This window comes from Burkholderia sp. M6-3 (assembly GCF_050858985.1).
Classification (GTDB): Bacteria; Pseudomonadota; Gammaproteobacteria; order Burkholderiales; family Burkholderiaceae; genus Paraburkholderia; species Paraburkholderia caledonica.
The window spans coordinates 1,165,120-1,187,684 of the sequence record NZ_CP110091.1; the positions used below are offsets into that span (position 1 = coordinate 1,165,120).

General features: G+C 61.5%; 18 protein-coding genes and 1 pseudogene. 11 read left to right on the top strand and 8 right to left on the bottom strand.

All coding sequences use genetic code 11. The features are described from left to right. Nucleotides 1-11: 11 nt before the first annotated feature. The 3 genes from OH764_RS22505 to OH764_RS22515 all read left to right on the top strand — a co-directional run bounded on the left by OH764_RS22505 (nt 12) and on the right by OH764_RS22515 (nt 4,022). Nucleotides 12-944 (top strand): 2-hydroxyacid dehydrogenase, encoded by a 933-nt coding sequence (locus tag OH764_RS22505; protein WP_498850860.1) that lies wholly within the window; start codon nt 12-14, stop codon nt 942-944. A gap of 133 nt (nt 945-1,077) precedes the next feature. Next, on the top strand, nt 1,078-2,187 hold the full coding sequence (locus tag OH764_RS22510) for an ABC transporter substrate-binding protein (protein ID WP_498850861.1): 1,110 nt from the start codon (nt 1,078-1,080) through the stop codon (nt 2,185-2,187). After that, complete coding sequence (locus OH764_RS22515) at nt 2,187-4,022, top strand: sensor histidine kinase (RefSeq protein WP_498850862.1); 1,836 nt, start codon at nt 2,187-2,189, stop codon at nt 4,020-4,022. Before OH764_RS22510 ends, OH764_RS22515 begins: the two co-directional genes overlap by 1 nt. A 219-nt stretch (nt 4,023-4,241) precedes the next feature. Here OH764_RS22515 and OH764_RS22520 read toward each other — a convergent pair whose 3' ends face one another. Further along, nucleotides 4,242-5,639 carry a PQQ-dependent sugar dehydrogenase gene (locus OH764_RS22520; RefSeq protein ID WP_498850863.1) on the bottom strand — a complete coding sequence of 466 codons (1,398 nt, stop codon included), beginning with the start codon at nt 5,637-5,639 and terminating at the stop codon, nt 4,242-4,244. Nucleotides 5,640-6,149: 510 nt separating this feature from the next. Between OH764_RS22520 and OH764_RS22525 the strand changes: the two are divergent. The 4 genes and pseudogenes from OH764_RS22525 to OH764_RS22540 all read left to right on the top strand — a co-directional run. Beyond that, nucleotides 6,150-6,713: pseudogene (locus OH764_RS22525) on the top strand (DUF4382 domain-containing protein); the annotation flags it as partial. A gap of 80 nt (nt 6,714-6,793) precedes the next feature. Beyond that, nucleotides 6,794-7,747 carry an IS5 family transposase gene (locus OH764_RS22530; RefSeq protein ID WP_498847679.1) on the top strand — a complete coding sequence of 318 codons (954 nt, stop codon included), beginning with the start codon at nt 6,794-6,796 and terminating at the stop codon, nt 7,745-7,747. Between the two features lie 200 nt (nt 7,748-7,947). Beyond that, the gene (locus tag OH764_RS22535; RefSeq protein WP_408475218.1) at nt 7,948-8,115 is read left to right on the top strand and encodes a hypothetical protein; all 168 of its coding nucleotides are present in this window, start codon (nt 7,948-7,950) and stop codon (nt 8,113-8,115) included. 633 nt (nt 8,116-8,748) lie between these two features. Further along, nucleotides 8,749-9,645, top strand: coding sequence for an alpha/beta fold hydrolase (locus tag OH764_RS22540; protein WP_498850864.1), 897 nt, complete (start codon nt 8,749-8,751; stop codon nt 9,643-9,645). Between the two features lie 92 nt (nt 9,646-9,737). On the opposite strand, the gene OH764_RS22545 is transcribed toward OH764_RS22540, so the two are convergent. Then, a complete protein-coding gene (locus tag OH764_RS22545) occupies nt 9,738-12,323 on the bottom strand; it encodes an adenosylcobalamin-dependent ribonucleoside-diphosphate reductase (RefSeq protein ID WP_498850865.1) in 2,586 nt (861 codons plus the stop codon). 215 nt (nt 12,324-12,538) lie between these two features. Continuing rightward, nucleotides 12,539-12,826, bottom strand: coding sequence for a DUF3331 domain-containing protein (locus OH764_RS22550; RefSeq protein WP_027779345.1), 288 nt, complete (start codon nt 12,824-12,826; stop codon nt 12,539-12,541). A gap of 362 nt (nt 12,827-13,188) precedes the next feature. Here OH764_RS22550 and OH764_RS22555 point away from each other — a divergent pair, with 362 nt between their 5' ends. Further along, nucleotides 13,189-14,289 carry an AI-2E family transporter gene (locus OH764_RS22555; RefSeq protein WP_498850866.1) on the top strand — a complete coding sequence of 367 codons (1,101 nt, stop codon included), beginning with the start codon at nt 13,189-13,191 and terminating at the stop codon, nt 14,287-14,289. 84 nt (nt 14,290-14,373) lie between these two features. Here the strand turns inward: OH764_RS22555 and OH764_RS22560 are convergent, their stop codons facing one another. Together OH764_RS22560 and OH764_RS22565 are read right to left on the bottom strand one after the other, a co-directional pair. Next, entirely contained in the window at nt 14,374-15,246 is an 873-nt protein-coding gene (locus OH764_RS22560; RefSeq protein WP_498850867.1) for an alpha/beta hydrolase, read from the bottom strand. A gap of 180 nt (nt 15,247-15,426) precedes the next feature. Continuing rightward, nucleotides 15,427-16,536: an OpgC domain-containing protein gene (locus tag OH764_RS22565; RefSeq protein WP_498850868.1), complete on the bottom strand. Its 1,110-nt coding sequence runs from the start codon at nt 16,534-16,536 to the stop codon at nt 15,427-15,429. Between the two features lie 474 nt (nt 16,537-17,010). Here OH764_RS22565 and OH764_RS22570 point away from each other — a divergent pair, with 474 nt between their 5' ends. Then, the gene (locus OH764_RS22570) at nt 17,011-18,171 is read left to right on the top strand and encodes a porin (RefSeq protein ID WP_498850869.1); all 1,161 of its coding nucleotides are present in this window, start codon (nt 17,011-17,013) and stop codon (nt 18,169-18,171) included. Nucleotides 18,172-18,311: 140 nt separating this feature from the next. Here OH764_RS22570 and OH764_RS22575 read toward each other — a convergent pair whose 3' ends face one another. Then, on the bottom strand, nt 18,312-18,755 hold the full coding sequence (locus OH764_RS22575; RefSeq protein ID WP_498850870.1) for a hypothetical protein: 444 nt from the start codon (nt 18,753-18,755) through the stop codon (nt 18,312-18,314). A gap of 158 nt (nt 18,756-18,913) precedes the next feature. Between OH764_RS22575 and OH764_RS22580 the strand changes: the two genes are divergently transcribed. Together OH764_RS22580 and OH764_RS22585 are read left to right on the top strand one after the other, a co-directional pair. Further along, the gene (locus OH764_RS22580) at nt 18,914-19,330 is read left to right on the top strand and encodes a hypothetical protein (RefSeq protein WP_498850871.1); all 417 of its coding nucleotides are present in this window, start codon (nt 18,914-18,916) and stop codon (nt 19,328-19,330) included. Between the two features lie 455 nt (nt 19,331-19,785). Further along, entirely contained in the window at nt 19,786-20,718 is a 933-nt protein-coding gene (locus tag OH764_RS22585; RefSeq protein ID WP_498850872.1) for a peptidoglycan DD-metalloendopeptidase family protein, read from the top strand. Between the two features lie 20 nt (nt 20,719-20,738). Here OH764_RS22585 and OH764_RS22590 read toward each other — a convergent pair whose 3' ends face one another. Beyond that, complete coding sequence (locus OH764_RS22590; protein WP_498850873.1) at nt 20,739-21,566, bottom strand: alpha/beta fold hydrolase; 828 nt, start codon at nt 21,564-21,566, stop codon at nt 20,739-20,741. 427 nt (nt 21,567-21,993) lie between these two features. Further along, nucleotides 21,994-22,392, bottom strand: coding sequence for a hypothetical protein (locus OH764_RS22595; RefSeq protein ID WP_498850874.1), 399 nt, complete (start codon nt 22,390-22,392; stop codon nt 21,994-21,996). Between the last annotated feature and the right edge of the window lie 173 nt (nt 22,393-22,565).

A 22,565-nucleotide genomic window follows, 5' to 3' on the forward strand; every position in this document is an offset into this window, starting at 1 on the left:
AAAGGACGGACATGAAGCCTTCTCTGCTGATTCTCATTCATCTCGACGACGCGAGCCGCGCTTCTATCGAGGCGGAATTCGATAGCGTCTACGCGCCCGATCCGGCGCAACATGCCGCTGTCATCGCCACTCACGGCGCAACGATCCATGCGGTGCTGACGAACGGCACACGTGGGCTCAGCGCGGCTGAGATCGATCGCATGCCAAAGCTCGGATTCATCAGCGCACTCGGCGCAGGCTATGAAAACGTTGCCGTCGACAATGCGCGCACGCGCGGCATCGTGCTCGTGAACGGAGCGGGCACCAACGATCACTGCGTCGCCGACCACGCGTTTGCGTTGCTCCTGTCGATCGTGCGCGATGTGCCGCGACTCGACGAGGCCACGCGTGAAGGCGTATGGCGCGATGCATTGCCGATGCGTCCGAACGTCTCGGGCAAGCGTCTCGGCATCGTGGGGCTCGGCAACATCGGCGAGAAGATCGCGCGGCGCGGCGCGGGCTTCGACATGGAGATCGGCTATCACAACCGCAAGCCGCGCGAAGGCATATCGTTATCGTATTTCGACGACGTCGAAGCACTCGCGCGATGGTGCGACTTCCTAGTGATCGCGACGCCTGGCGGTGCGGGTACGCACCATCTGATCGACGCCAGGGTTTTGGAGGCGTTGGGCCCGCGTGGTTTCGTCGTCAACGTTTCTCGCGGCAGCGTGCTCGATACCGCTGCGCTCGCGCAAGCGCTCGTAGCAGGGACGATTGCAGGCGCGGCACTCGACGTCTACGAGGGCGAACCGGAGCCGCCCGCCGCCTTGCTGAAGCTGCGCAACGTCGTGTTGACACCGCACGTCGGCGGACGCTCGCCCGACGCGATAGCGGCAGCGGTGAACAATTTTCTGCGGAACGCCGCACGGCATTTCGCCGGCGAGCCTGTGTTGACCCCGATCTGACCAGGCGCCGCTGTCTTTCGTCTGTCCATTGCGACCGCCGTGAACGCCGCCGCCTACGCATTTGCCAGAGGTGCAATGGTGCGGCGGTAGACTCATAATGAGTGTCCCGCGTCATGGTCGACCTATTGGTGATATGAAACGCAGAGATGCGCTCGCTGCATGCTCGCTAGGCGCTCTGCTCGGCCCGGTCAGCCTGGCTCGCGCATCGGCGGGCAGACCTCGGGTGGTGTTCCTCAACCCGGGTGAGGCCGTCGAGCATGGCACCGGACAGCACTGGCAACTTGTGTCGGAATTCATGGGCATTGCGGCGCGGTCTTTCGACATGCGTCTCGACGTTGTGTACGCCGAGCGGGATCATCTGCTCATGCTGCGTCAGGCCGAAGAGGTCGCGCGCCGCACCGATCCTCCCGATTACGTGGTAATCGTCAATGAAAAAATGGCCGCCCAGCAGATGCTTCAGTCGCTCGCTCGCTCGTCTTCGAAAGTTGTCGTCATTCATAACGACCTCACCGAGCGGCAACGTCGCGAGATCGGCGACGAGCGGCAAGCCATACGGAACTGGATCGGAACGGTGACAGCCAACGCGACGAGCGGCGGCTATCGTCTGATGAGCTACTTGTGCGGCAGGCTGGCCGGCGAACCGGCCAGGGTGATCGGCATCACCGGAGATCCCAACACGCCGGTGTCGCAGGAGCGCGCGTCGGGTGTCGACGCGTTCCTGTCGCGCGCCCGCGGCTCGCGAATGTATCAACTGGTGTTCAGCGACTGGAGCTACGCGGATAGCGAGGAAAAGACACGCGTTCTGCTTGCACGCTACCGGGATGCCAATCTCGTTTGGGCTGCTAATGATTCAATGGCGCTAGGTGCGTTAAGCGCGGTCCGGTCGCGCGGCGCGCGCGTGCTCGTGGGCGGCATGGGCGCGCTGCCAGGCGCGCTGCGCAGTGTCGCCGAGGGCGGACTGGCCGCGATGGTGGGCGGCGACTACTTCATCGGCGCGTGGGCGATGGTGCTGCTATACGACTACCATCACGGCAAAGATTTTGCGGCATCGGGAGGCGCCCGCCAGACGCTGGACTTTCTGAGCGTGGTTCATCAGGGCAACGTCGAGCGCTTCAGCCAGGCGATCTTCGATCATGGCGACGAGCTCGATTTCACGATGTTTTCGAAGGTGCGGCATCCCGAACCCGGCCCCTACGATTTCAGTCTCGCGCGGCTTGTCGGTCCATTCGCCGGGAGCGGGTGATGCGTCCATTTTCGCTTCGGGGTCTACGCTCGTTGAATCTGCACGCGAAGCTCATGCTCGCGCTTGCGATACTGGTCGCGGTGGTCGCGGGCACGTCGGCTTATCTGCTGATCGAGCGCCAGCGCGCGCAGAAATTTTCCGAACTCGAAGAACGTGCCGCCCGCATTTCCGATCTGTTCAGCCGTTCGCTCGCGTTGCCGCTCTGGAACGTGGACCGCGGCGCGATCAGCGCCCAGCTTTCCGCACTTTCGCCGAATCCGGAGGTCGTGCAGTTCACGGTCACAGCGGTAGGCTATGGCGTCGTGGCCGAGGCGAAGGGTGCACGCCGCGCCGACCCGTCCAGCGACGTCGTGCGCGTGCGGCCGATCGAATACCAGCCACCGGGCAATGCGCCGCGCGAGAAGCTCGGTGAGGTCCGCGTCCAACTGTCGAGAGCACCGGCAATGCAGGCAATGCGCGATGCGCGCAACGCAATTCTCGCGACGATAGCCGCCATGGTCGCCACGCTCTATGCGGCCACGCTCGTCCTGTTGAACGGCATGGTGCGCGGCCCCATCAACCGGCTCGAAGAAATGGTGGATCGCATTGCAGGCGGCAATCTCGATGCGCGCTGCGCAGTGGAGTCCGACGACGAACTCGGCCGCCTCGCTGCGCGCGTCAATGCAATGGCGGACCGCCTGCGCGAATCGACGGCGCGCCTTTACGACAGCGAACAGAAGTACCGGAGTATTGTTGAGAACGCGCTCGAAGGCATTTTCCGCCTGCATCGCAACGGCTGGCTGGAGGAAGCCAATCCGGCGATGGCACGTCTGCTCGGCTACGGCAGTGCGGCGGCGCTGGTCGCTGCGGGAACCGGCGAGCCGGGCAAGCGGCCGTTTTCGTCCGAGCTGGTGGAGGACCTCTTTGCGCGCCTGAAGCGGGACGGCGAAATAGCCGAGTTGGACTTGCAGCTCACGCGACCTGACGGCACTGCTATCTGGGTACAACTGAGCGCACGCGGCGTCGCGCACTCGCATGGCGAAATCGTTCGGCTTGACGGCCTGCTCGCCGATGTCACGGCTCGCAAGCATGCGCTGGACAATCTGCGCCGCCACCGCGACAGGCTTCAGGTGGAAGTCACTGAACGCAAACGCACTGAGCAGGAACTGCGGGCTTCGCGCGAGGAGCTTCGGCAATTGTCCTGGCACCTCGAAGTGATTCGTGAAGAGGAAAGAAAGCGTATCGCACTCGAGATCCACGACGAGCTCGGCCAGCTTCTGACCGCGCTCAAGATAGACATTTCATTGCTGCAGATGAAACTGGCGGGCAATCCAGACGCGCTGCGCAAGACTGAAGCAATGCGCGAACTCGTCGAGAAAACCATGTGGATGGTGCGCAACGTGGCCAATCATTTGCGGCCCGCAGCGTTGAATTTCGGCATTGTGTCCGCGCTCGAATGGCTTGCCGAGGACTTCCACGGACGCCACCATATTCGCTGCTCGTTCGTGACGTATGGCGACGAGCCCGTACTCGAGGATTCGTGCGCGACGGCCATTTTCCGCATTGCGCAGGAGTCGCTCACCAATGTGGCGCGCCACTCGGGCGCGTCGCGCGTGGTATTGACGCTGCGTTCGGACGACGCGTCGATCGACCTGGAGATTCGCGACGATGGTTGCGGTTTCGATCTGAATGCCGTGTCGGCCGGGCACCGCGGCTCGTATGGATTGCTCGGCATGGCCGAGCGCGCCCGTCTGATCGGCGGAGCGCTCTCGATTGCGAGCAGCGCCGGTTCCGGCACTGTCGTCGCGGTGCGCATTCCTCTATCGGACGATGTGCGGGCAACGTTCGTTTCGTGAGTTGGTGCGATGAGTCGTTTCAGACGAGTCGGCGCGCGTCGGCTACGAAAGTCTCTCGCAGTTCCGTGGTGAGCCGTCTGCAGTGTCGTCGGACGCTATCCGGTCCCAAGCCGTTATGAGCCCGATCGTCACTCGGACGCTCAGAGGCCGACTCCGCCGCTGCAGACCGTCATTCCGACTAACCGGCCGCCGGAATGCGGTCTAGCGGCAATCTCCCGGCTATTTGTGCGTGATGCGCCTGACCGTACTGGTAACCAGGTCGACGTAGAAGAGGTCTCCGTCTTGACCTGCTTTCAAATCCACCGGTCCTCCTTGCAGACCCTTCGCGAAAGTCTGTGGCGTGTTGTCGGGAGGCCGCATTGTCCAGATGCATTTGCGCAAAAGATCACCGAAGTACAGCGCGCTCTTGAACTGAACGGGATAGGTTGTGCTCGTGTCGTCAGTGAACCCAATGGCTGAGAGCACGCTGCCGTTCTGGTCCGGCCCTCCGCCGGACGGCTTGCCGCCGCAGGTCCTCCCTCTTTGATCGTCGAGCGTGACGTAACCCAGGTGAGCGTAAGCAAAGAACGGCGCAGTGACACCCCCCACGCTCCCGCAGTAGGCAGTGTTCTGGTAGTCGGGTTGCGGAGCCGCAGCAGCGTTGTTACTGGGGTTCCATCCTTCGTAGCACGGCCATCCAAAGTTCTGGCCCGCGACGCTCACATGATCGATGGACTCCCAGGCGTTCCAGCCGACATTGCCGATATACAGTTCATCCGTGCTGGGCGCGCGCGCAAAGCGGAAAGGATTGCGCAGGCCGTTTGCAACCATGGCAATGCTTTGGGTGGTCGTGCCTGGATTTGCGATCCGTAAAATAACGCCATCGCTGTAGGGCGAGACACTCTGACTACGGAACGCCCCCTGTGGCAGATTCGTGCCATCGCCGCAAGCGTTATCCAACTGACCGTAGTCGACCTGATTGAAGCTTGCGCCGTCGCCAGCGCTAACGTAGAGCGTTTTGTTATCCGTTCCGAAAACCAGGCCACCGATACTGTGGGACGTGTAGAAGAAGCACCAGGTCTGGTTGCCTGACGCTGCGGCGGGCAGGATCTTCGTTTCGCCCGTCCCTGTCAAAAGGGAAAGCTGGCCATGGGTAAGGACGTTTCCGCTGCACGCCCCAGTAGCAGGTGGCGTGGTGTAAAGCACGTAGACATTGCCGTCGTTCTGGGGATCTACTGCAAGTCCTAGCAGTCCCCGGTCGGAATCATTGCAGACTTCGCCGCTCAGGTCGGCAAACAGCAAACAGGTGGGAGCTGACAAATCGCAATTCCAAACCCTGCCGCCTTTTTCGGCAACGAAAACCCTCGTTTTATTCTTATTGAAACTTATCGCTGTCGGCTGGTTAAGACAGCCGTTGAATAAAATCTGCTCGGTGAAACCCTTTGGGAGGGTCGGTTGCGGCCTGGTGATGGAAGTGCGTTGGCACGTAACCGACTGCGTAACAACCGCAGCGTTGCGGACAGCGGCGTCGGGGGAAACCGCCTCCGCCGCACCGGGCAGAAACGGTAAGGTCAGCAACAGTACCAGCGCGGCGATTGCGCCGCTTTGGCTTAACCAGTTTTTGCTATAGCGCGACATTTTGACCTCCCGCACGGATCGGACCGCGAGGCAGCGCCACCCACCGCGTGAATCGTTTGCTTTCGACGCCGCAGATGTTAAATAGTGGTCTGTGCAACGGTGGGCGGCGGACAAAACACTGTCAGCGTTTGCCACGCGAGCCAGCTGAGCGGGACGCTGAAGCGTAGCCGGCACGCGCGCTCGCAAGGATGCGCAGTCGTAATGCTGTGCATCGAGCCGCTGATGAGCGGCCCTTGTTATGTAACGAAGAGCTACTTTCATACGCAACCAAGTGGCACACATTAACGAGTGCGTTGGTTCGAAACCGCCTCGCTGGGCCGCGCGCTCTTCATCGCGAAGATTCATCAATGCATCGCATGCAAACTGGCGGCCCGGGGTTTTCCCGGCACGACACAAGTTGATAAAAAATCTCGGTTACTGATCGTTGCAATTTGCTCGATTTATTTGGACCGCCTTTCCGTATCCTTCGGCAAACAACAACGAAGGAGAATTTCCCCATGAGAACAACACGCGCCGGCCGAAGTTGGGGCTGCCGTTTATGCGGAGCAGAACGGGCAAGTCATCAAAGGCACTGTTGCCGACAGCAACGGGCAATTCGTGCTGACGCCGCTCGAGCAGAGTTCAACCAAGGGGAACTACGATGTCGTCATCGTAAAGAACAACGTTGCGACGGGCATCGTGCGCTCGGTGCCGGTGGTCGTTAACACGTCGACCATCGTCGCTACATCGTCAGTCCCGATCATATTGCCCACCTCCGTCATGCACGTTGCAAGCGGGACGGTTCTGCCGGTTAGCGCGCAAGCCATCGTGCGGGCGTTGCAATCGATTAGCGGCATCAACTACGAAGTCACCAGCGCCAACGCCAATTCGGACACCGGTGTCTACGCGTTGAGCAAGCCAGCCGCTGCACCTCTGGTCGGCACATATTCGGGAAGCCTCCCGATTGCGCTGACCCCGGTCGCAAGCGCCGCCGGGCAGTACACAGCGGAAGCCGATAGAGTCAGCGGTGCCACGCACTCCGCCGCAGTCAATGTATCGACGTCCGATCAGACCGGCGTCAATTTCAGTTTCTAACTAGGGATGGTCTGCAAAAGTCCTGGCGTCGAAGTCTGGTTGTCCTATCCTGGAAGAACGGGAATTAAAGGAGTTCCTCGATGACACAGCTCGGTCTTGGCCTGGATCTTTCAACGAAACGCACGCGCAAGCGGGAATTTCTCGATGAGATGAGGCGCGTTGTGCCATGGTCGAGGTTGATTGCGTTGATCGAACCGCACTATCCGAAGGGTAAGACTGGAAGGCCGCCGTTTCCGGTTGCGACGATGCTGCAGATTCACTTCATGCAGCAGTGGTTTGGGCTTTCGGACCCGGCGATGGAAGAGGCGCTTTATGACGTGCCGCTGTACCGTGAGTTTGCGGGGCTGGACGAAGGTATGACGCGTTTGCCAGACGAAAGCACGATTCTGCGGTTCCGCCACCTTCTCGAAACGCACGGACTGGCCGCGCAGATGCTCGCCCTGGTCAATGAGATCCTGAGTGAAAAAGGCTTGATGTTGAAGGCAGGGTCAGCGGTCGATGCGACCTTGATTAGCGCACCGAGTTCGACAAAGAACGGCTCTGGCAAACGGGACCCGGAGATGCATCAGACGAAGAAAGGGAATCAATGGTACTTCGGGATGAAAGCGCACATCGGCGTGGACGCAGAGTCGGGGCTGGTCCACACCGTCATTGGTACGGCAGCCAACGTGCACGACATCAATGCGGCCGAAGCGTTGTTGCACGGCCAGGAAAAGGATGTGTACGCTGACGCCGGATATCAGGGTATAGAAAAGCGATGTCAGGCGAACCCGGTACGCTGGCATGTCGCGATGCGACCGGGCAAGCGTCGACAACTGGACCTGACCAATCGTCTGGACGCGATATACAACCAGATTGAGCGCCTGAAGGCTGGCGTGCGCGCCAAGGTTGAACATCCGTTTCGCGTGCTCAAGCAGCAGTTTGGTTACACGAAGACCCGCTACCGAGGATTGGTGAAGAACACCGCGCAGATCACGACACTGTTTGCGCTGGGCAACCTCTGGATGGCGCGCAAGGCTTTAAACAAAGCGTGAAACGCCCGGCGCATCAGGCCGTGAATCTCGGCAAACGAAGGTCATCATGCTTCAAAAGCCGCACGATCAACCTGCTGGCAGACTCTGCGGCCGATACGCCCAACGTGAAAAAAGATCGGCGCACATGAAAACATGTTGTGCAGACCTTCCCTAGAACCATGTGATAAAGGAAGGGCGCAAGCCCTTCCATAGGGAATACGATGAAAAAAATCTTCTGTCTGCTGACGGCCGGGGCCGCTTTGTTGAGCGGCTGTGCGTTGTACGTGCCGGATTCTCCGGGCGTCGTTGTCGTGCCACAAGGCGGCCATCAGGGCGGCCCGGGCAACGGCTTCTGTCCGCCGGGACAAGCGAAAAAAGGGAATTGCTGACGAGAGCAAAGAAATACAGACGGCGCCTGCGGGCGCCGTCTGTATTTCATCGAGTCGAATGGCTGATTGCAGTGTGCGGCTGCGAAACCTTCATCGAGCGACTATCTGTTTCAGAACAGAATGTGCGCCTCGCCGCATCTCTCGTCGCGCCAGTACCCCCGTTTGGTCCATCGCTGATTCCGATCGAGTGTGCTCGACGCACCTTCTTGTCGAATGAAGGCAGCCAGATGCTCGGTGACGCTGATGTTCAACACACGTTTGCTCGGGGCTGGCAGCAAAGCGTCGAAACGCTTTTCAACTTCCCCTATGGCTCGCAGCTACGCCCCCGCCGGCAAGCGCGAACATGGCTACTGTGTGCTACCTTTTCTGCTCGACGGTGCGCTTGTAGCGCGCGAGGACCTGAGGCGGATCGCAAGCCTGGCGCGCTGACTTTTCAGCGGTGTGCTTGTGCCGGATGCGCCGCGACGCTCGGCGCAACGGCTGATCGATGAGCTTTATTTGATGGCGTTGTAGTTGGGTTTGTCGGAGTACGCCGCCGCAGCTGCTGCGAGCGACTCTTTTCGGCGATCCAGCGCGTCGAGGGTCTGCCAGCGTCTGTCAACCTGGAACCTTAACCCATCGGAGGTGACCTGCATGAACGAGCAGCCGGTGAGAACGGTCGCGACCGAGAGTCTGCGAATCGCTTTCCTCGACTATGGTCCCAGCGACGGTTGGCCCGTCATCCTGTCGCACGGTTTTCCCTACGACGTTCATGCCTTCGATGACGTGGCGCCGATCCTCGTCGACGCTGGAGCGAGAATCATTGTTCCCTATACGCGCGGGTTCGGTCCTACCCGCTTCGCTGCCGATGAGATCATGCGAAGCGGGCAACAAGCCGCGCGCGGTCGCGATATCGTCCAGCTTGCGGACGCTCTCGGCCTTGAGCGCCCGATCCTCGCCGGCTTCGACTGGGGCGGCAACGCGTCGTGCGTCGTCGCGGCGTTGTGGCCGGAGCGGATAGGCGGCCTTGTCTCGTATGCGGGCTACGACATCATCGACGTCAGCGCCCAACGACGCCCATCCGCGCCTTCGCTCGAGCACGTTTGCTGGTATCAGCATCTGTTTCAGACCGAGCGCGGGCGCGCATGCCTCGCCGAACACCGCCGTGACCTGTGCCGGATGCTGTGGGAAGAGTGGTCGCCGGGCTGGCGGTTCGACCAGGCGATGTTCGACCGTACGGCGGCGTCCTTCGACAATCCTCACTTCGTCGATGTCGTGATCCATTGTTACCGCCACAGCTTCGGCCTCGCAGCCGGCGACCCAGCGTTGGACTCTCTCGAAGAGCGCCTCGCGCAAAAGCCCGCCATAGCGGTGCCTGCAGTGACGCTCGACGGCACGAGAGACCCGCTGAAACCCGGCGGGACGTCAGATCACAGCCGCATGTTCATCGCCGCGCACGAACACCGCGTGATCGATGCGGGGCATAACCTGCCGCAGGAGCAGCCCTCGGCTTTCGCCGACGCGATCCTCAAAGTGCGCGAGTGGCAGTAAGAGCGACCTGTCGCGCTGTCCGATGACCTGGACACGCGGGTGAGTAACTCGCCGTCCTTCCCGTCACGCCGAGCAACGAACGATGGCGCCCGTCACCCGCAAGCCCCCACTTCGCCGCACGCCGTGCAGAAGTCGCAACCGTCCTTGCGAATCACCGCATTCGCGCCGCACGACCCGCATTTGCGCCCCAGCATCGTATGCAGTCCTGGTAGCACGCCGGGCTGCGTCGATTGCAACGTGCTGGTTTCCGCTTCGCCCGGATGCGGGCGGATGCCGAAATCCGCGGGCAGCGCGGTTTCCGCTCTCATCTGTCCGCGCGGCAAACGCGCGAGCAGGCGCGATGGAACCTGATTGCCCTCGGCATCGAGGAATCCACGCCGGTGCAGGATCTGCTGGATTGCAAAGGCGAGGGCGGCGACTTCTGAATCGTGCCAGCGCGGCGTGCGGTGACCGTCCAGACGCTGTACTTCGCCAAGACGCACCTGCCCGCGATCCCACGACACCTTGCGCATGTCCTGCAGATTGCGTGCGACGAACCCGCCGCGCGCGGCGAGCGACAGCGAACGCATCGTGGCCGTGATCCATTGCTGCGACTCGTCGCGCTGACCGGTCGGGATAAAGAACTCGATGGGCCGCTCGATCGTCACGTCTTCTCCTCCGAGACGCCCTGTCACCTCGATAAACGACACCGCGACGTACAGCGATTTCTTGCCGGCTTGCGTCAGATACTCGACCTTCTCGATGATCGCCGGCAGTTCGCCTTTCGGCCGATGGTCGATCGCGATACGCAGCGGATCGAGATCGGTTTCAGCCAGCGTGTCGTCGGCTTGCGGCGGGCTTACGCTGAGCACCGCGCCGAGGGTTTCATTCGGCCGATACGTGGCGAGACCCTTGAGGCCGCTTTTCCACGCATCGAAATAGAGGCTCTCGAAGGCTCCGAACGGATAGTCGGCGGGCACGTTGACCGTCTTCGAGATCGACGTGTCCACGTAAGGCTGCACGGCCGCCATCATGTCCAGATGATCGCGCGCGGACATTTCCAGTGCGCTGACAAAATAGTCGGGCAGCCTGCTCACGTCGCCGCCCAGCTCGCGGTAAAGCCGGTACGCGTAGTCTTCGACGTCGAACGATTCGCGGCCGCCGTCCGCCATCACTTTCATGCGCGTGTAGGTCCACGAGAATGCAGGCTCGATGCCGTTGGACGCGTTGTCCGCAAATGCGAGGCTTACGGTGCCGGTCGGCGCGATCGACAGAAGATGGCTATTGCGAATACCGTGGAGGCGAATCGCCTCCTTGATGTCATCGGGCAAGCGCGATGCGAACGTGCCGGCTTCCAGGTAGCGCGCGGCATCGAAAAGCGCAAACGCGCCGCGCTCCTTCGCGAGTTCCACCGAAGCGCGATACGCCTCGTCGCGCATCAGCCGCGCGATGCTCACGGCGAAGTCGCGGCCTTCCTGCGAGTTGTAGCGCAAGCCGAGCATCACCAGGGTATCGCCGAGGCCGGTAAAGCCCACGCCGATGCGGCGTTTCGCGCGCGATTCGTCGTATTGCTGCGGCAGCGGCCACAACGTGACGTCGAGCACGTCGTCGAGAAAACGCACCTGCGTGCGCGTGCGCCTCGCGAGACCGTCCCAATCGAATGATGGCTTGCCGCCTTTCATTTGCGCGAACGGATCAATTACGAAACGCGTGAGATTCAGCGGGCCGAGGTTGCAGCAGCCGTAAGCCGGCAGGGGTTGTTCGCCGCAAGGGTTGGTCGCGCGGATCGTTTCCACGGCGCGCAGGTTGTTGTCGTCGTTCATCCGCGAGATGAACACGATGCCCGGTTCTGCGACGTCGTAAGTGGAGCGCATGATGCGGTCCCAGATCTCACGCGCGGGCCGCTCGCTGTAGACCCACATACCGTCGTTCCGCTGCCTGACGTCGCCTGCCGCGCGCAGCGCCGGCGATGGCTCGGCGCGATGCACGAGTTGCCAAGGCTGATCTTCTTCGACGGCCCGCATGAATTCGTCGGTCACGCCGACGGAGACGTTGAAGTTGTTCCAGCGTCCCTTCGAGTGCTTCGCCTCGATGAATTCGAGCAGGTCCGGATGATCGCAGTCGAGCACGGCCATCTGGGCGCCGCGCCGCGAGCCGGCGCTTTCGACCGTGCGGCAGGACGCGTCGAACACATCCATGTAACTGCACGGACCGGACGCCGACGAACTCGTGGTGTGAACGCGCGCGCCCTTGGGCCGGATCGCCGAAAAGTTGTAGCCGACGCCGCCGCCGCGCCGCATCGTCTCCGCGGCTTGCAGCAGCGCGACGTAGATGCCGGGCAGCCCTTGTTCGTCGACGCCTTGAATCGCGTCGCCGACCGGTTGCACGAAGCAGTTGATCAGCGTGGCCGCGATGCCGGTGCCCGCCGCGCTCATGATGCGTCCGGCGCCGAGCGCGCCGTGTCGCAGATTATCGACGAAAAGCGCTTCTACCGACTCACGCAGTTCCGGCGGTTCAGCCTCGGCGACGCCACGGGCGACGCGCCTGAAGACGTCGTCGGCGGATTGCTCGTCGCCTTTCGCGTACTTTTCGAGCAGGACGTCGGTGGAAAATTGTTGCGGAGCGACTGGAGGAGTGGGAGGCGCGCTCGCCGCGCCGGTGTCCTGCCGGGTCGACGGATGCGGCGTGTCTTCTGCCATGGTATGCCCTCGAGCAGCGCCGTGGCGCGCACGGCGCGATAGGTGAATATGCACGTCACGTTACCGCCGTGTGGTGAGCAGGCAGGATGACGTGACGCAAGCAGGTCCACCTTAACGCACGTGGCGAAGGGCCGCAATCGGGAAGGGATTGTGCGCGGCGCGGTCTGGGAACCGCACGGCCGCGCCGGCATGCAGACAGGGATACAGCAGAAAAATCAGGCTTCGGCAGGTAGCGCGCCGACAATCTCGGCGCAGATCATGGCGGACGCATTCGCCGGCGCTGGGCGCTCGGCCGGCTTGAATACCGCGTCGCCGCGTCGAATCTTGCGACGCGTCACTGCGCACGTTCCCGAAGTGTGCGCGGATCTGCGCCGCCAGCGCTGCTCGCCGTAATGACATCGCCCCGGCTCGACCCAGCGGATCACCAGCGTCGTGTCGGAGCGCTCGAGAATTTCGATGCGTACGCCGTTGGTACCGTCAAGGGGGATGGACTCCAGGGTCATCATCGTCGGCTCCGTATTTGTGGGTGTGCCGAATGTAGACCTGCGCGCGCCGCAGAGCCATTGTGTCCCCGTTGAAACACTGTTCCCCAATTAGCAACAATCAGACTTGACTTTCGAAGGGGCTTGAATCGGCGGGGCCTGGCGGCGAGCTTGCTAGCACGAAATGGGATAGGAGCGTTTTTTGCAACGCAGTGTTGTAACCGCTGAGACACCAGAACCGCGGCCAGAGGCGTGCGCGCGCTTCCTTTAAGATGTCATTGCGATGGTTCGAACGCGTCCTGCAAGTCTAACGTGTTTGGCTTTGGCGAGTCGGCTCGCGCGCATCCCGGTTTCAACACATAGGCATTCATAGAAGAGCTCACATGAATTCACGTCCACCCGTCACCCCGCCAGAGTCGACGCATTCCACGGAGTTGCTGGCAACGCCTGGGCGCGTCAACAAGCAGAGGGCGGCTTCACTGGTGCTTTACATTGGGCTCGTGCTGCTGGCGTTGTGGGTCGTGCGAGACTTCATCCCGGTGGTCGCGTGGGCAGGCGTGCTGGCTATTGCGCTGTGGCCGTTGCTGCGCAAGGTCGAAGGCCACCGCTGGCTCAACGGCCGCACCACCTTGATCGCGGCCGTGCTGACACTTGCGATAGCGTTGCTCGTGGTGTTGCCGGTCGGCATCGGCATTGCTCAGGCCTTGCGCGAAGCGCGTGACCTCACCGAGTGGTTCAAGACCGCGCAGGAGAACGGCATCGCAATGCCGGATTTCATTCACCGTTTGCCGTTCGGTGCGCAGCAGGTCGCGGCCTGGTGGCAGACCTATCTCGCGCCGCCGTTGCGCGATTCCGCAGCGATGAAGGGCTTGCACGGCAACACGGTGGTCACACTCGGGCGGCACTTCGGCGCGCGCGCCGTGCATGCGGTCACCGTCTTCGCGTTCGTGCTGGTGACGTTGTTCGTGATCTTCCAGGCAGGGCCGCGTCTGTCGGGCGCATTGAGCCGAGGCCTGCGGCGCGGTTTCGGTGAAGACGGCGCGCAGCTCGTTCAACGCATGGCCACGGCGGTACGCGGCACCGTGTCCGGACTGGTGGTGGTGGGACTAGGCGAAGGCGCGTTGCTCGGCGTCGCCTATTTCGTGACGGGCTTGCCGCATGTGGCGCTGCTTGCGCTCATCACCGCGATTGCCGCGATGTTGCCGTTCTGCGCGCCGATTACTTTTAGCCTCGCCGCGTTGTGGCTGTTCTCGCAAGGATCGGTGGCTGGTGCAATCGGTCTGCTGGTGTTCGGTGCGATCGTGGTGTTCGTCGCCGAGCATTTCGTGCGGCCGGTGCTGATCGGTAATTCGACGCGCCTGCCGTTTCTGCTGGTGCTCTTTGGCATTCTAGGCGGCGCCGAGACGTTCGGCCTGCTCGGCCTCTTTATCGGCCCGGCGTTGATGACCGTGCTGATGGTGCTGTGGACCGATCTCGTGCAGTAGTTGCATGCACATCAATGCAATGCCCGGTCCCGCTCTGCGCGGCGCCCGCGTCTGCGCAGCGCCCGCATCTGCGCGGCGCCCGCTTCAGGGCCGCTGATTCGACGGATGCTCCTGCACCGGCGATCTCGCGCAGCCGAGTGTGTATTTGAATGCGCCCGGCAGCAGGGCGCTCCAAACGTCCCACGTGTGGCCGCCGTCGATAATGCGCAGCGCTGCCGGATTGCCGGCTAACCGAAGGTGCGTGTAAAGCAAAGACGCGTCGGCCTGAATGGCGAGATCGTCGTCGCCGGCGGCGATAAAGATGGGCACGCGATAAGGCCGGCTCATATAGCGCTCCCACTGCGCCGGGTAGTTCAGCTCGTGCCAGATGCGCGGATCGAATTGCCGCTCCCCGAACACGCCGACACGACGCGCCGCCGAACCGCGCGGCGGCTCGTTTGCATAGATGGCAGGGCTCAGCAGCAGCGCGCCGCAAAACCGTTCCGGCTGCGTCATCACGTAGCGCAACGCGCCGAAGCCACCCATCGAGACGCCGCCGATCATCCGCCCGGCGCGCTGGGTCGATACGGCGTAGTGCGTTTCGATCTCTGGGAGGAGATCGTCGAAGAAAGCCGTCTCCATCTTTTCCTTGCGATCGACGTACCAGTCGGTGCCGCCTTGCGGCATCACGACCGCAACCGGCGGGATATCGCGGTGTTCGATCAGCGCGTCGACCGTGCTTTGCAGATGGCCTTGGGTGATCCAGTCATTCGCGTCGCCATTGTTGCCGTGCAGGAGATAGATGACCGGAATGCGCGCCGCGTCCGGACGATAGCCGGTCGGCAGATAAAGCGTGTAGGACCAGTCGCGTCCGAGCGCGGACGAATGGAAGCTTCGATTCGTTACCGTGCTTGCAAAAGACGAAGCGCCGCAAGCGGCGCAAAGAACAGCCAGCACGGAATGTAGGAATGGACGCATGTCAGGGTAGGAAGCAGCCGCGCCCGATGACGCGCGGCCGTCATGCTATCAGCATCCGGTGGATGTTTGTCCAAACAGCTTTACGGCGATCCTCTGTTCTGGATCCTGGGCACGCAGTGGGGTAAAAGCTTTGCAAAGCGGCGTGTCGAGGGTGCCGCCATGCGCATTGCCTTAGGCGCGTTACGGCGACGTGCGAAGCCGCGTGCTGAAAAGACGTGTCACCAGGCGCTTGAGCGGCTCGGTCCCGCATGCGACGGCGAACAAGGCCGTGACCGCGCAAGCGTCGGCGAGCAGACCTAGCGGATAGTTCAGATAGCCGTCGGTTGCCGCATACAGCACCGAGTCCACCACGAGCGAGATCACTGCGCCGGCAATGAAGCAAAGCAGGCCCTTGCGTCCGATGACGCCGATCAAGGGCAGCGACTCGGCAAGTTTTCTTGCCCAGCCAAGCTCGATCAGGTTGGCGACGAGCCACGCGATAGCAAGGAAGTTGACCGCTCGCAAGTAGGACAGGTTCTGCTTGAAGCTCGCATCGAGCGGCTGGCGTTCGATAAGAAGCTTGTAGTAAGCGGCGAGCGCGACTACCGAGCAGGCCGCGAAAGTGACGAGCCAGCCGAAGCGATGTTCGCTCACTCGCTGATAGACGGGCTGGCAGCGCGCGAGCGCGCCGAGCACGAACAGCAACTGCCAGGCGAACGGGTTGAAGTCCCAATGCATGTCGGGCGCGGCCGGCAGATACGCATTGATGGCCGGCGCGCCGGCCCACAGCGCGACGCTGCCCGCAAGCAGAAGCCAAGGCTTGCTGCGCGCAAGCGGCAGGATCATCGGCACGAGCAGCGCGAAGAACGCGTACATGGGCAGCACCGACGCAAGGTAAGGCTGGCGGCGGAACAACAGGATGTCACGCATGGCGGCGACGGGCGTGTCCATCAGGTCGTCCAGGTCGGTGATCGCGAGGTTCGGCGCCTCGATGCTGAATGCGTTCAGGACCGCGCTCACGAGCAGCATCAGGCCGGCGGTCACGAGGAACGCCCGATAGATTTCCAGCGAGCGCCGCAGGAAGCGGTTGCGCGCGATGGTTTCGCTACGCCGCTCGGCGAGCGCCGCGTAGGCCGTCGCGGTCGCAAAGCCGCCGAGAAAGACGAAGACTTCCGCGGCGTCGCACAGCGCGTACGCGTGCAGCGTGACGCGCGACAGAATGCTTCCGCCGATGTGGTCCACCACGATGATCAGCAAAACGAGTCCGCGAAAAAAGTCGAGCTCGACTAAACGGGATTGCGACGGTTTCATTGTTTTTATGCCAAAAGCAGCCGCGTGCGACGGCGCGCTCTTTCAGCGCGTCGGGCGTCTCACAAGGCTTTGGAATAGTGGATGAGTGCTGCGGCGGCCGCGCAATTGCGTTGCCGCTGTCGACCGGCACGAAGGCACGGTTGCACGATGCAGTAAAAATGACCCGGGCAGAGCGGCGGAGTTCCGCTTCGGTGCCGCGAAAGTCAGCGATTATATTTCTTTCTGTGACAAGTCTGCTTGGAGTCACGCAAATGGGAAGCCCGCCCACATGGGTTGTCGGCCGGATAGGCGGTTAAAGACAGTGGAGATTTCGCAACGTTTTGACATATCCACGCGACACCCAATGGACGGACGGCTCACGGCGTGTGAGGATTTCCCGTAAGCGCGTCAGGCATCTAGAAGCGCGTTGTCGTAGGGTCAAGAAGAATGCGTCGGATCGAGTTAGGCCCATTACTCGAGTGCAGGGGGATCGTCATGAACAAGCAAGTGTTCGCGCTCGCTGTTTCCACCGCTGTGTCCGCTGCTTTTAGCGCACCGGCTTCGGCGCAGACGAGCGTCACGCTGTACGGCGTGCTCGACGAAGGTATCAACTACACGAACAACGTCGGCCGTGGCCATGTCTACGAGTTGGCGAGCGGCTATGCGCAAGGGAGCCGATGGGGGCTCAAGGGCGCGGAGGAACTGGGCGGCGGCCTCAAGGCAATTTTTCAGCTCGAGAATGGTTTCGACCTGAGTTCCGGGCGATTCAATCAGGGTGGCCGTATGTTCGGGCGGCAGGCTTTCGTCGGCCTGAGCGCGGACCGCTTTGGCACGTTGACGTTTGGGCGCCAATACGATTCGGTAGTCGATTATCTGGCGCAGACAACGGCCAATGGCAATTGGGCCGGCTCGCTCTTCTCGCACCCCTACGATAACGACAACACGGATAACTCGTTTCGCCTCAACAACACCGTCAAATACACGAGCCCGTCGCTTAGCGGTTTTCAATTCGGCGGCACATACAGCTTCAGTAACGATACCAACTTCGGCAATAACCGCGCTTATAGCGTCGGCGGACAGTACGCCTATGGAGGGCTGCTCGTGAGCGCCGCCTATTTACAGGCCAATAATCCCGGCAATGGCGTGAATGGTGCAATTACCGCCAATGACGCCAGCTTTATCGCGACCCGTATGCGCGTATTCGGCGGCGGCATTACGTATAACTTCGGTCCGGCTACGGCGGGCTTTGTGTACAGCAACTCGAATTATCTGAATCCGACCGGCAATGGTTATCTCGGCGTTACGCCGCTAGTGCCACCCGGCGTATTGCTGAACTCGTTGAAATATCAGAACTTCGAGTTGAATGGGAAATACCAGTTTTCACCGGTGCTGTTCGTCGGGGCGCAATACGTGTACACGATTGAAAACTATGATGCGTCGAGCGGCGGCGTCAAACCGAAAATCCATTCGTTTGGTTTGATGGCCGACTACAACCTGTCCAAGCGTACCGATGTCTACATTCAAGGCGAGTACCAGCACGTGACTGGCGACTCGACTTACTCGATACTCGATGATGCGTTTATAACCGGCACACAAGCGCCGTCGTCTACATCGAAACAGGTCGTGGTGCGCGCCGCGATACGACATAAATTCTAGATCCGGTCTGCACGCCGCCGCCGATAACGACCATAACGACAAGACAAAACGACAATACAAAGAAAAACGCGCCCCGATGAGCAGTTCACGAGGCGCGCCGTTTTTTGCCGGCCATTCGCACCGGCTGCTTTATTCGATGCTCAGTTCATCAGGACGTTTTGCACCAGAATGCCGGCCATCACGCCCGCGGGAATGCCGAAGGTTCGCCCGCGAAGAGTCGCACTCAGATCTTCGTCAAGAATAAAGCTGCTGCGGCGCTTGCTCCACAGGGTCTTGTACAGAACCGGCCTGGTGTCGGCGATAAGGAGCGAGATGACCGCCGTCGCAATGACCTGTTCGACTGCATGCAGTCTGGCCATGAACGGGGAAAGTTCAGCCCCGACGCAGAACAGCACCATGATGGCGGTAGCGATCACGGCGCCAAAGAAGAAACCGCTCATGAAGCGGTTGGCTGATGTAAGAGAATCCACTTGAGCCTCGACTTCTTCATCATCCCGGTGGGGGGGTGATGAAGCAAAATATTCTGAAGGGAAGGTTTTCAGTTGAGCAACTGGGGAGCTTTTTCGTTGCGCGGCAGTCAGCATCAAAAGAGGCCTAAGAATATTTTCTTTATGCTCTTCAACCTATCGTCCATTTCCTAATCACGCTTCGGAGAAATCCTAAAGCGCGAGGGCGGATGCGGGCGCCGCCCCGGGCTCAGTCAACCGTGGGACATTGACCCGACTTCTTCGATGGAGATTCCATGAGCAATCGTGCGACGCAAATTCTTCCTCACCATCGCTATGTTCATTCGCTGGGCGCGCCGCTCGCCTGCGTGCAAGGCACAATCAGCAAAGTATTCGCAAGTCCGGACAACCACCACGGCGCGAATCATCAGCATATGGTCATCAAGATCGACAAAGTGTTGAAGTTCGAAGGCGGCACGCAAAGCCTCGTCGGCACAGAAGTGTTCGTGGCGGTTCGATTCGGCGACAACGAGGGACTGGCCGAAGAGATTCCCGGACTACAGGCCGGCCAACCGATCGAGGTGCAAGGCGAATACATTCCCGAGGCGAGCGCCTATCCGACCGACGACAACTCCGACCCCGTCCTGCCAGTCCTGCACTTCACTCACCATCCCGTCGGCTACGTGCGCTATGCGGGGCAGTACTACAGCTGACGCTTGCCGGTTCGACCGCCGTGCGTGGCCCATCGCGTTTTCGAACCGGCAATTCAAGTTATGACGGCAGCGTGCCGTTAAGCAGATGGCGTCGACCGCGTTGCCCGCCCGTTGCGCGCGCAACGACGCATGCAAGGCCGTGCGTAACGTTTGTATCAGACTGTGTGACGCGCCGGGTTTTTTGTTGAAGCCACTTTACAATTCTGCTGGGAATTTAGTCCGGTCTGGCCCGTCCGCGGCGGGAGTGGCTGCTTTGAGCGCCCGAATCCGCCGCCGCGCGAGCGACGAATCGACGAGCCGGGCCGGTCGAATGCAAGGCAATGACAGCAAGGGTGCGGGGCGCGCGACGCGCGCTCGCCAGGTCGCAACACGAAAGGCCGCGCGTCGTGCAATCGCGCGCATCGCATGCGGCCAGGCGTCTGCGACCTGCCAACAAGATACGTCAGGATTTGAACATGATCGGAAAGCGTTTCGACAGAGCAATAATGGTCGGCATTGCCGGCGCGTCGCTGGCGCTTGCGATGACCGGTTGCGCGAACGTCGGGCAGCAGGGTGCGCAGGGCGAGGGAGCATCGGCAACAGGCGCCACAAGCCTGGCAGGCACGGCGGGACCGTCTGCATCGGCGAATACGCCAGCGCCAGCCGCCAATGAAGCCTCACCACTCAGGAAAGCGCCGCCGCTGGTGTATCGCGTTAAGCGCGGAGACACGCTGGCGCGCATCGCGCAGCGTCATCATTGCAGCGTCGGGCAGTTGCAGGCGTGGAACGGCCTCAAGGCTTCGTCGCGGTTGAAGCGGGGCCAGGTATTGCGTGTTGCATCGCCGGAAACCGTGCAGGCGGTCAACGCGGCAGCGGCTGCCGCCAAAGCCACCGCTGCTAAGTCGAGCGCCTCCGTCGCGCAGACTTCCGCGGGCGATGCCGCCGCAGCCGGAACGCCGCCAGCCGCGCAAGCTTCGGCCGGCCCGAGCGCTGCCGAAGCGCGCGAAGTCGCGCAACAGACCATGCGTCACGCGAACGGTGTTTCGCTCGCGTGGCCAGCAGGTGGCCGGGTGGTCGAGGGGTTTCAGCCTGGTGAGACGCGCGGCATAGAGATCGGCGGCAAGGCAGGCGATCCGGTTCGTGCTGCGGCCGACGGCAAGGTCATGTACGCCGGTACAGGGCTGAACAGCTACGGCAGTCTCATCATCGTCCAGCACAACAAAGACTTTCTTACCGCCTACTCGCATAACCGCAAGCTGCTGGTCAAGACGGGAGACATCGTTCGTCAAGGGCAGCAGATCGCCGAGATGGGCGATCAGAACAACTCACGCGTCTCGGTCGGTTTCGAATTGCGCCACGACGGCAAGCCCATTGATCCAATGCCGTACCTGCCGCAAGGACGCGGCTAGGCGCACCTCGGCGGGCGGCTTCAGTCGAGCTGCCCAAGCCACCCCAGCGCCGCCGCGACGATTGCTTCCGGCGCATCTTCCTGCACCAGATGGCCTGCGCGCGGCACGGCCTGAAAGCGTGCCTGCGGAATCAGCGCGGCCAGACGACGGCCGCGCTCCAGTTCAATCCACCGATCCTCTTCGCCCCACAGAATTTGCGTCGGGCAGTGCAGTTGCGCATAGCGGGGTTCGACTTCGTCTGTGTAGCGCTGATCCATTTGCGCGATCTGCCGGTAGAACGCAGCTTGCCCCATCGCGCCGAGCCACGGCGTCACGTACGGCGCAAGCTCCTGATCCGTGATGTCGCGCGCGATCGCGCCGCGCACATACGCGTTGACCACTGCCTCGTGAATATAGGGCGGCAGCCCTGCAAAGGCGTCGCCGTGGCGGCGCACATGCTGGACGAACGGCGAACCCCACGGCGCGAGCGCGACCGGATCGATCAGCATGAGGCTGCGGTAGTCACAACCGTTAATCAGATGCGCACGCAACGACGTGGCTCCGCCGAAGTCATGCGCGATCACATCCGGGCTCTCCAGTTGCCAGTGCGCGAGCAACTCGGCGAGCAACTCATTCTGGACACCGAGCGACACGTCCTGGCCGTCGCACATGGCGGACTGCCCATAGCCCAGCAAATCGTAATAATGGACCGTGCGATGTTGCGCGAGATATGGCGCGATGCGATGCCACACATAGGATGAAAACGGTGTGCCATGAACCAGCACGAGTGGCGGACCGGTTCCTGTCACGTTGAAGCGCACGCTTTGATCGCGGAACGTATAGGTTTGGGGTAGTGGCCAGTCGTTCATGGCAGTGAGCGGTCGTGACGAAGTCTGCTTACGTTAGCAGGGCTCGCGACAGCATGCATGACGGTTTTGCGTGGTTTTACGGCAGGCGGCGCGATGCACCTCCAGACTCGGCTCGGCTTGACCGCCCACGTCCCGCAAAAGCTCACCTTAAAATTGTTCAGCAAACCCAGGCAATTTGGTCGATAGGTCTTTCATCGCGTTTGCACGGCACCTCCGTCGACCAGTCACGCATCCCTCATCTTTACGAATCGCGCATGAATGCCCTTGAATCAGGGCGATTTTGCGCCGTGATGGTTGGCAAAGCCTGGTAATCGCTGATTGGCGAAGCTTCGCCGCCTATGAACAACCACACCGGATAGACGCAGATTCCTCACATGCAACGGCTTGCGAACGGTGAGGAAATCCGGGAGACGCTGGCAGTCGGTGACTACTTCGCTTGCGCGCCGCGCAAGAGTTGCGATACCTGGCCATGCATATGCAGTATCGCCGGATCGGCTTGCAACAGCGGCAGATAACGCGGCAGGAAAATATTGTTCGGCTGGTCGGGGGAGAAGAGGCCGGTAACGGCTTCGGCAGCGGCGATCCGGTCCGTGGCGTCGGCTTCCTTGTCGTCGAGAATTTCATCGACGTTCGCGATGATCGTCGAGAGCGGCGTGAGCCAGCGGAAGCCCGTACCGTTGATCAGCACTTGCAGAAAGGCCGCAGGCGTGACCGGGCCGAATTCTTTCTCGTACGACGCGCGCTCATGATCGAGTATCGCCTTATGCAGCCCCAACAAAGGTTTGCGGATTTCCGAGAGGAATTGGGTGCATTGCTGGTCGTTCATGATGCGGCTCCTTCGGATAGTCAGTGCAGGTCTCGTCCATGCTAACAAAAATGCGGCGCCTGGGGCCGCTCAGGTGCCATTGCACACCAATGGCGGCGTCCAGGCGAAGTTCTTAATGCACGGCTACAATTCGCCGAACCCTCGCAGCCGATAGCGCGATGCCTGGCGTGCAG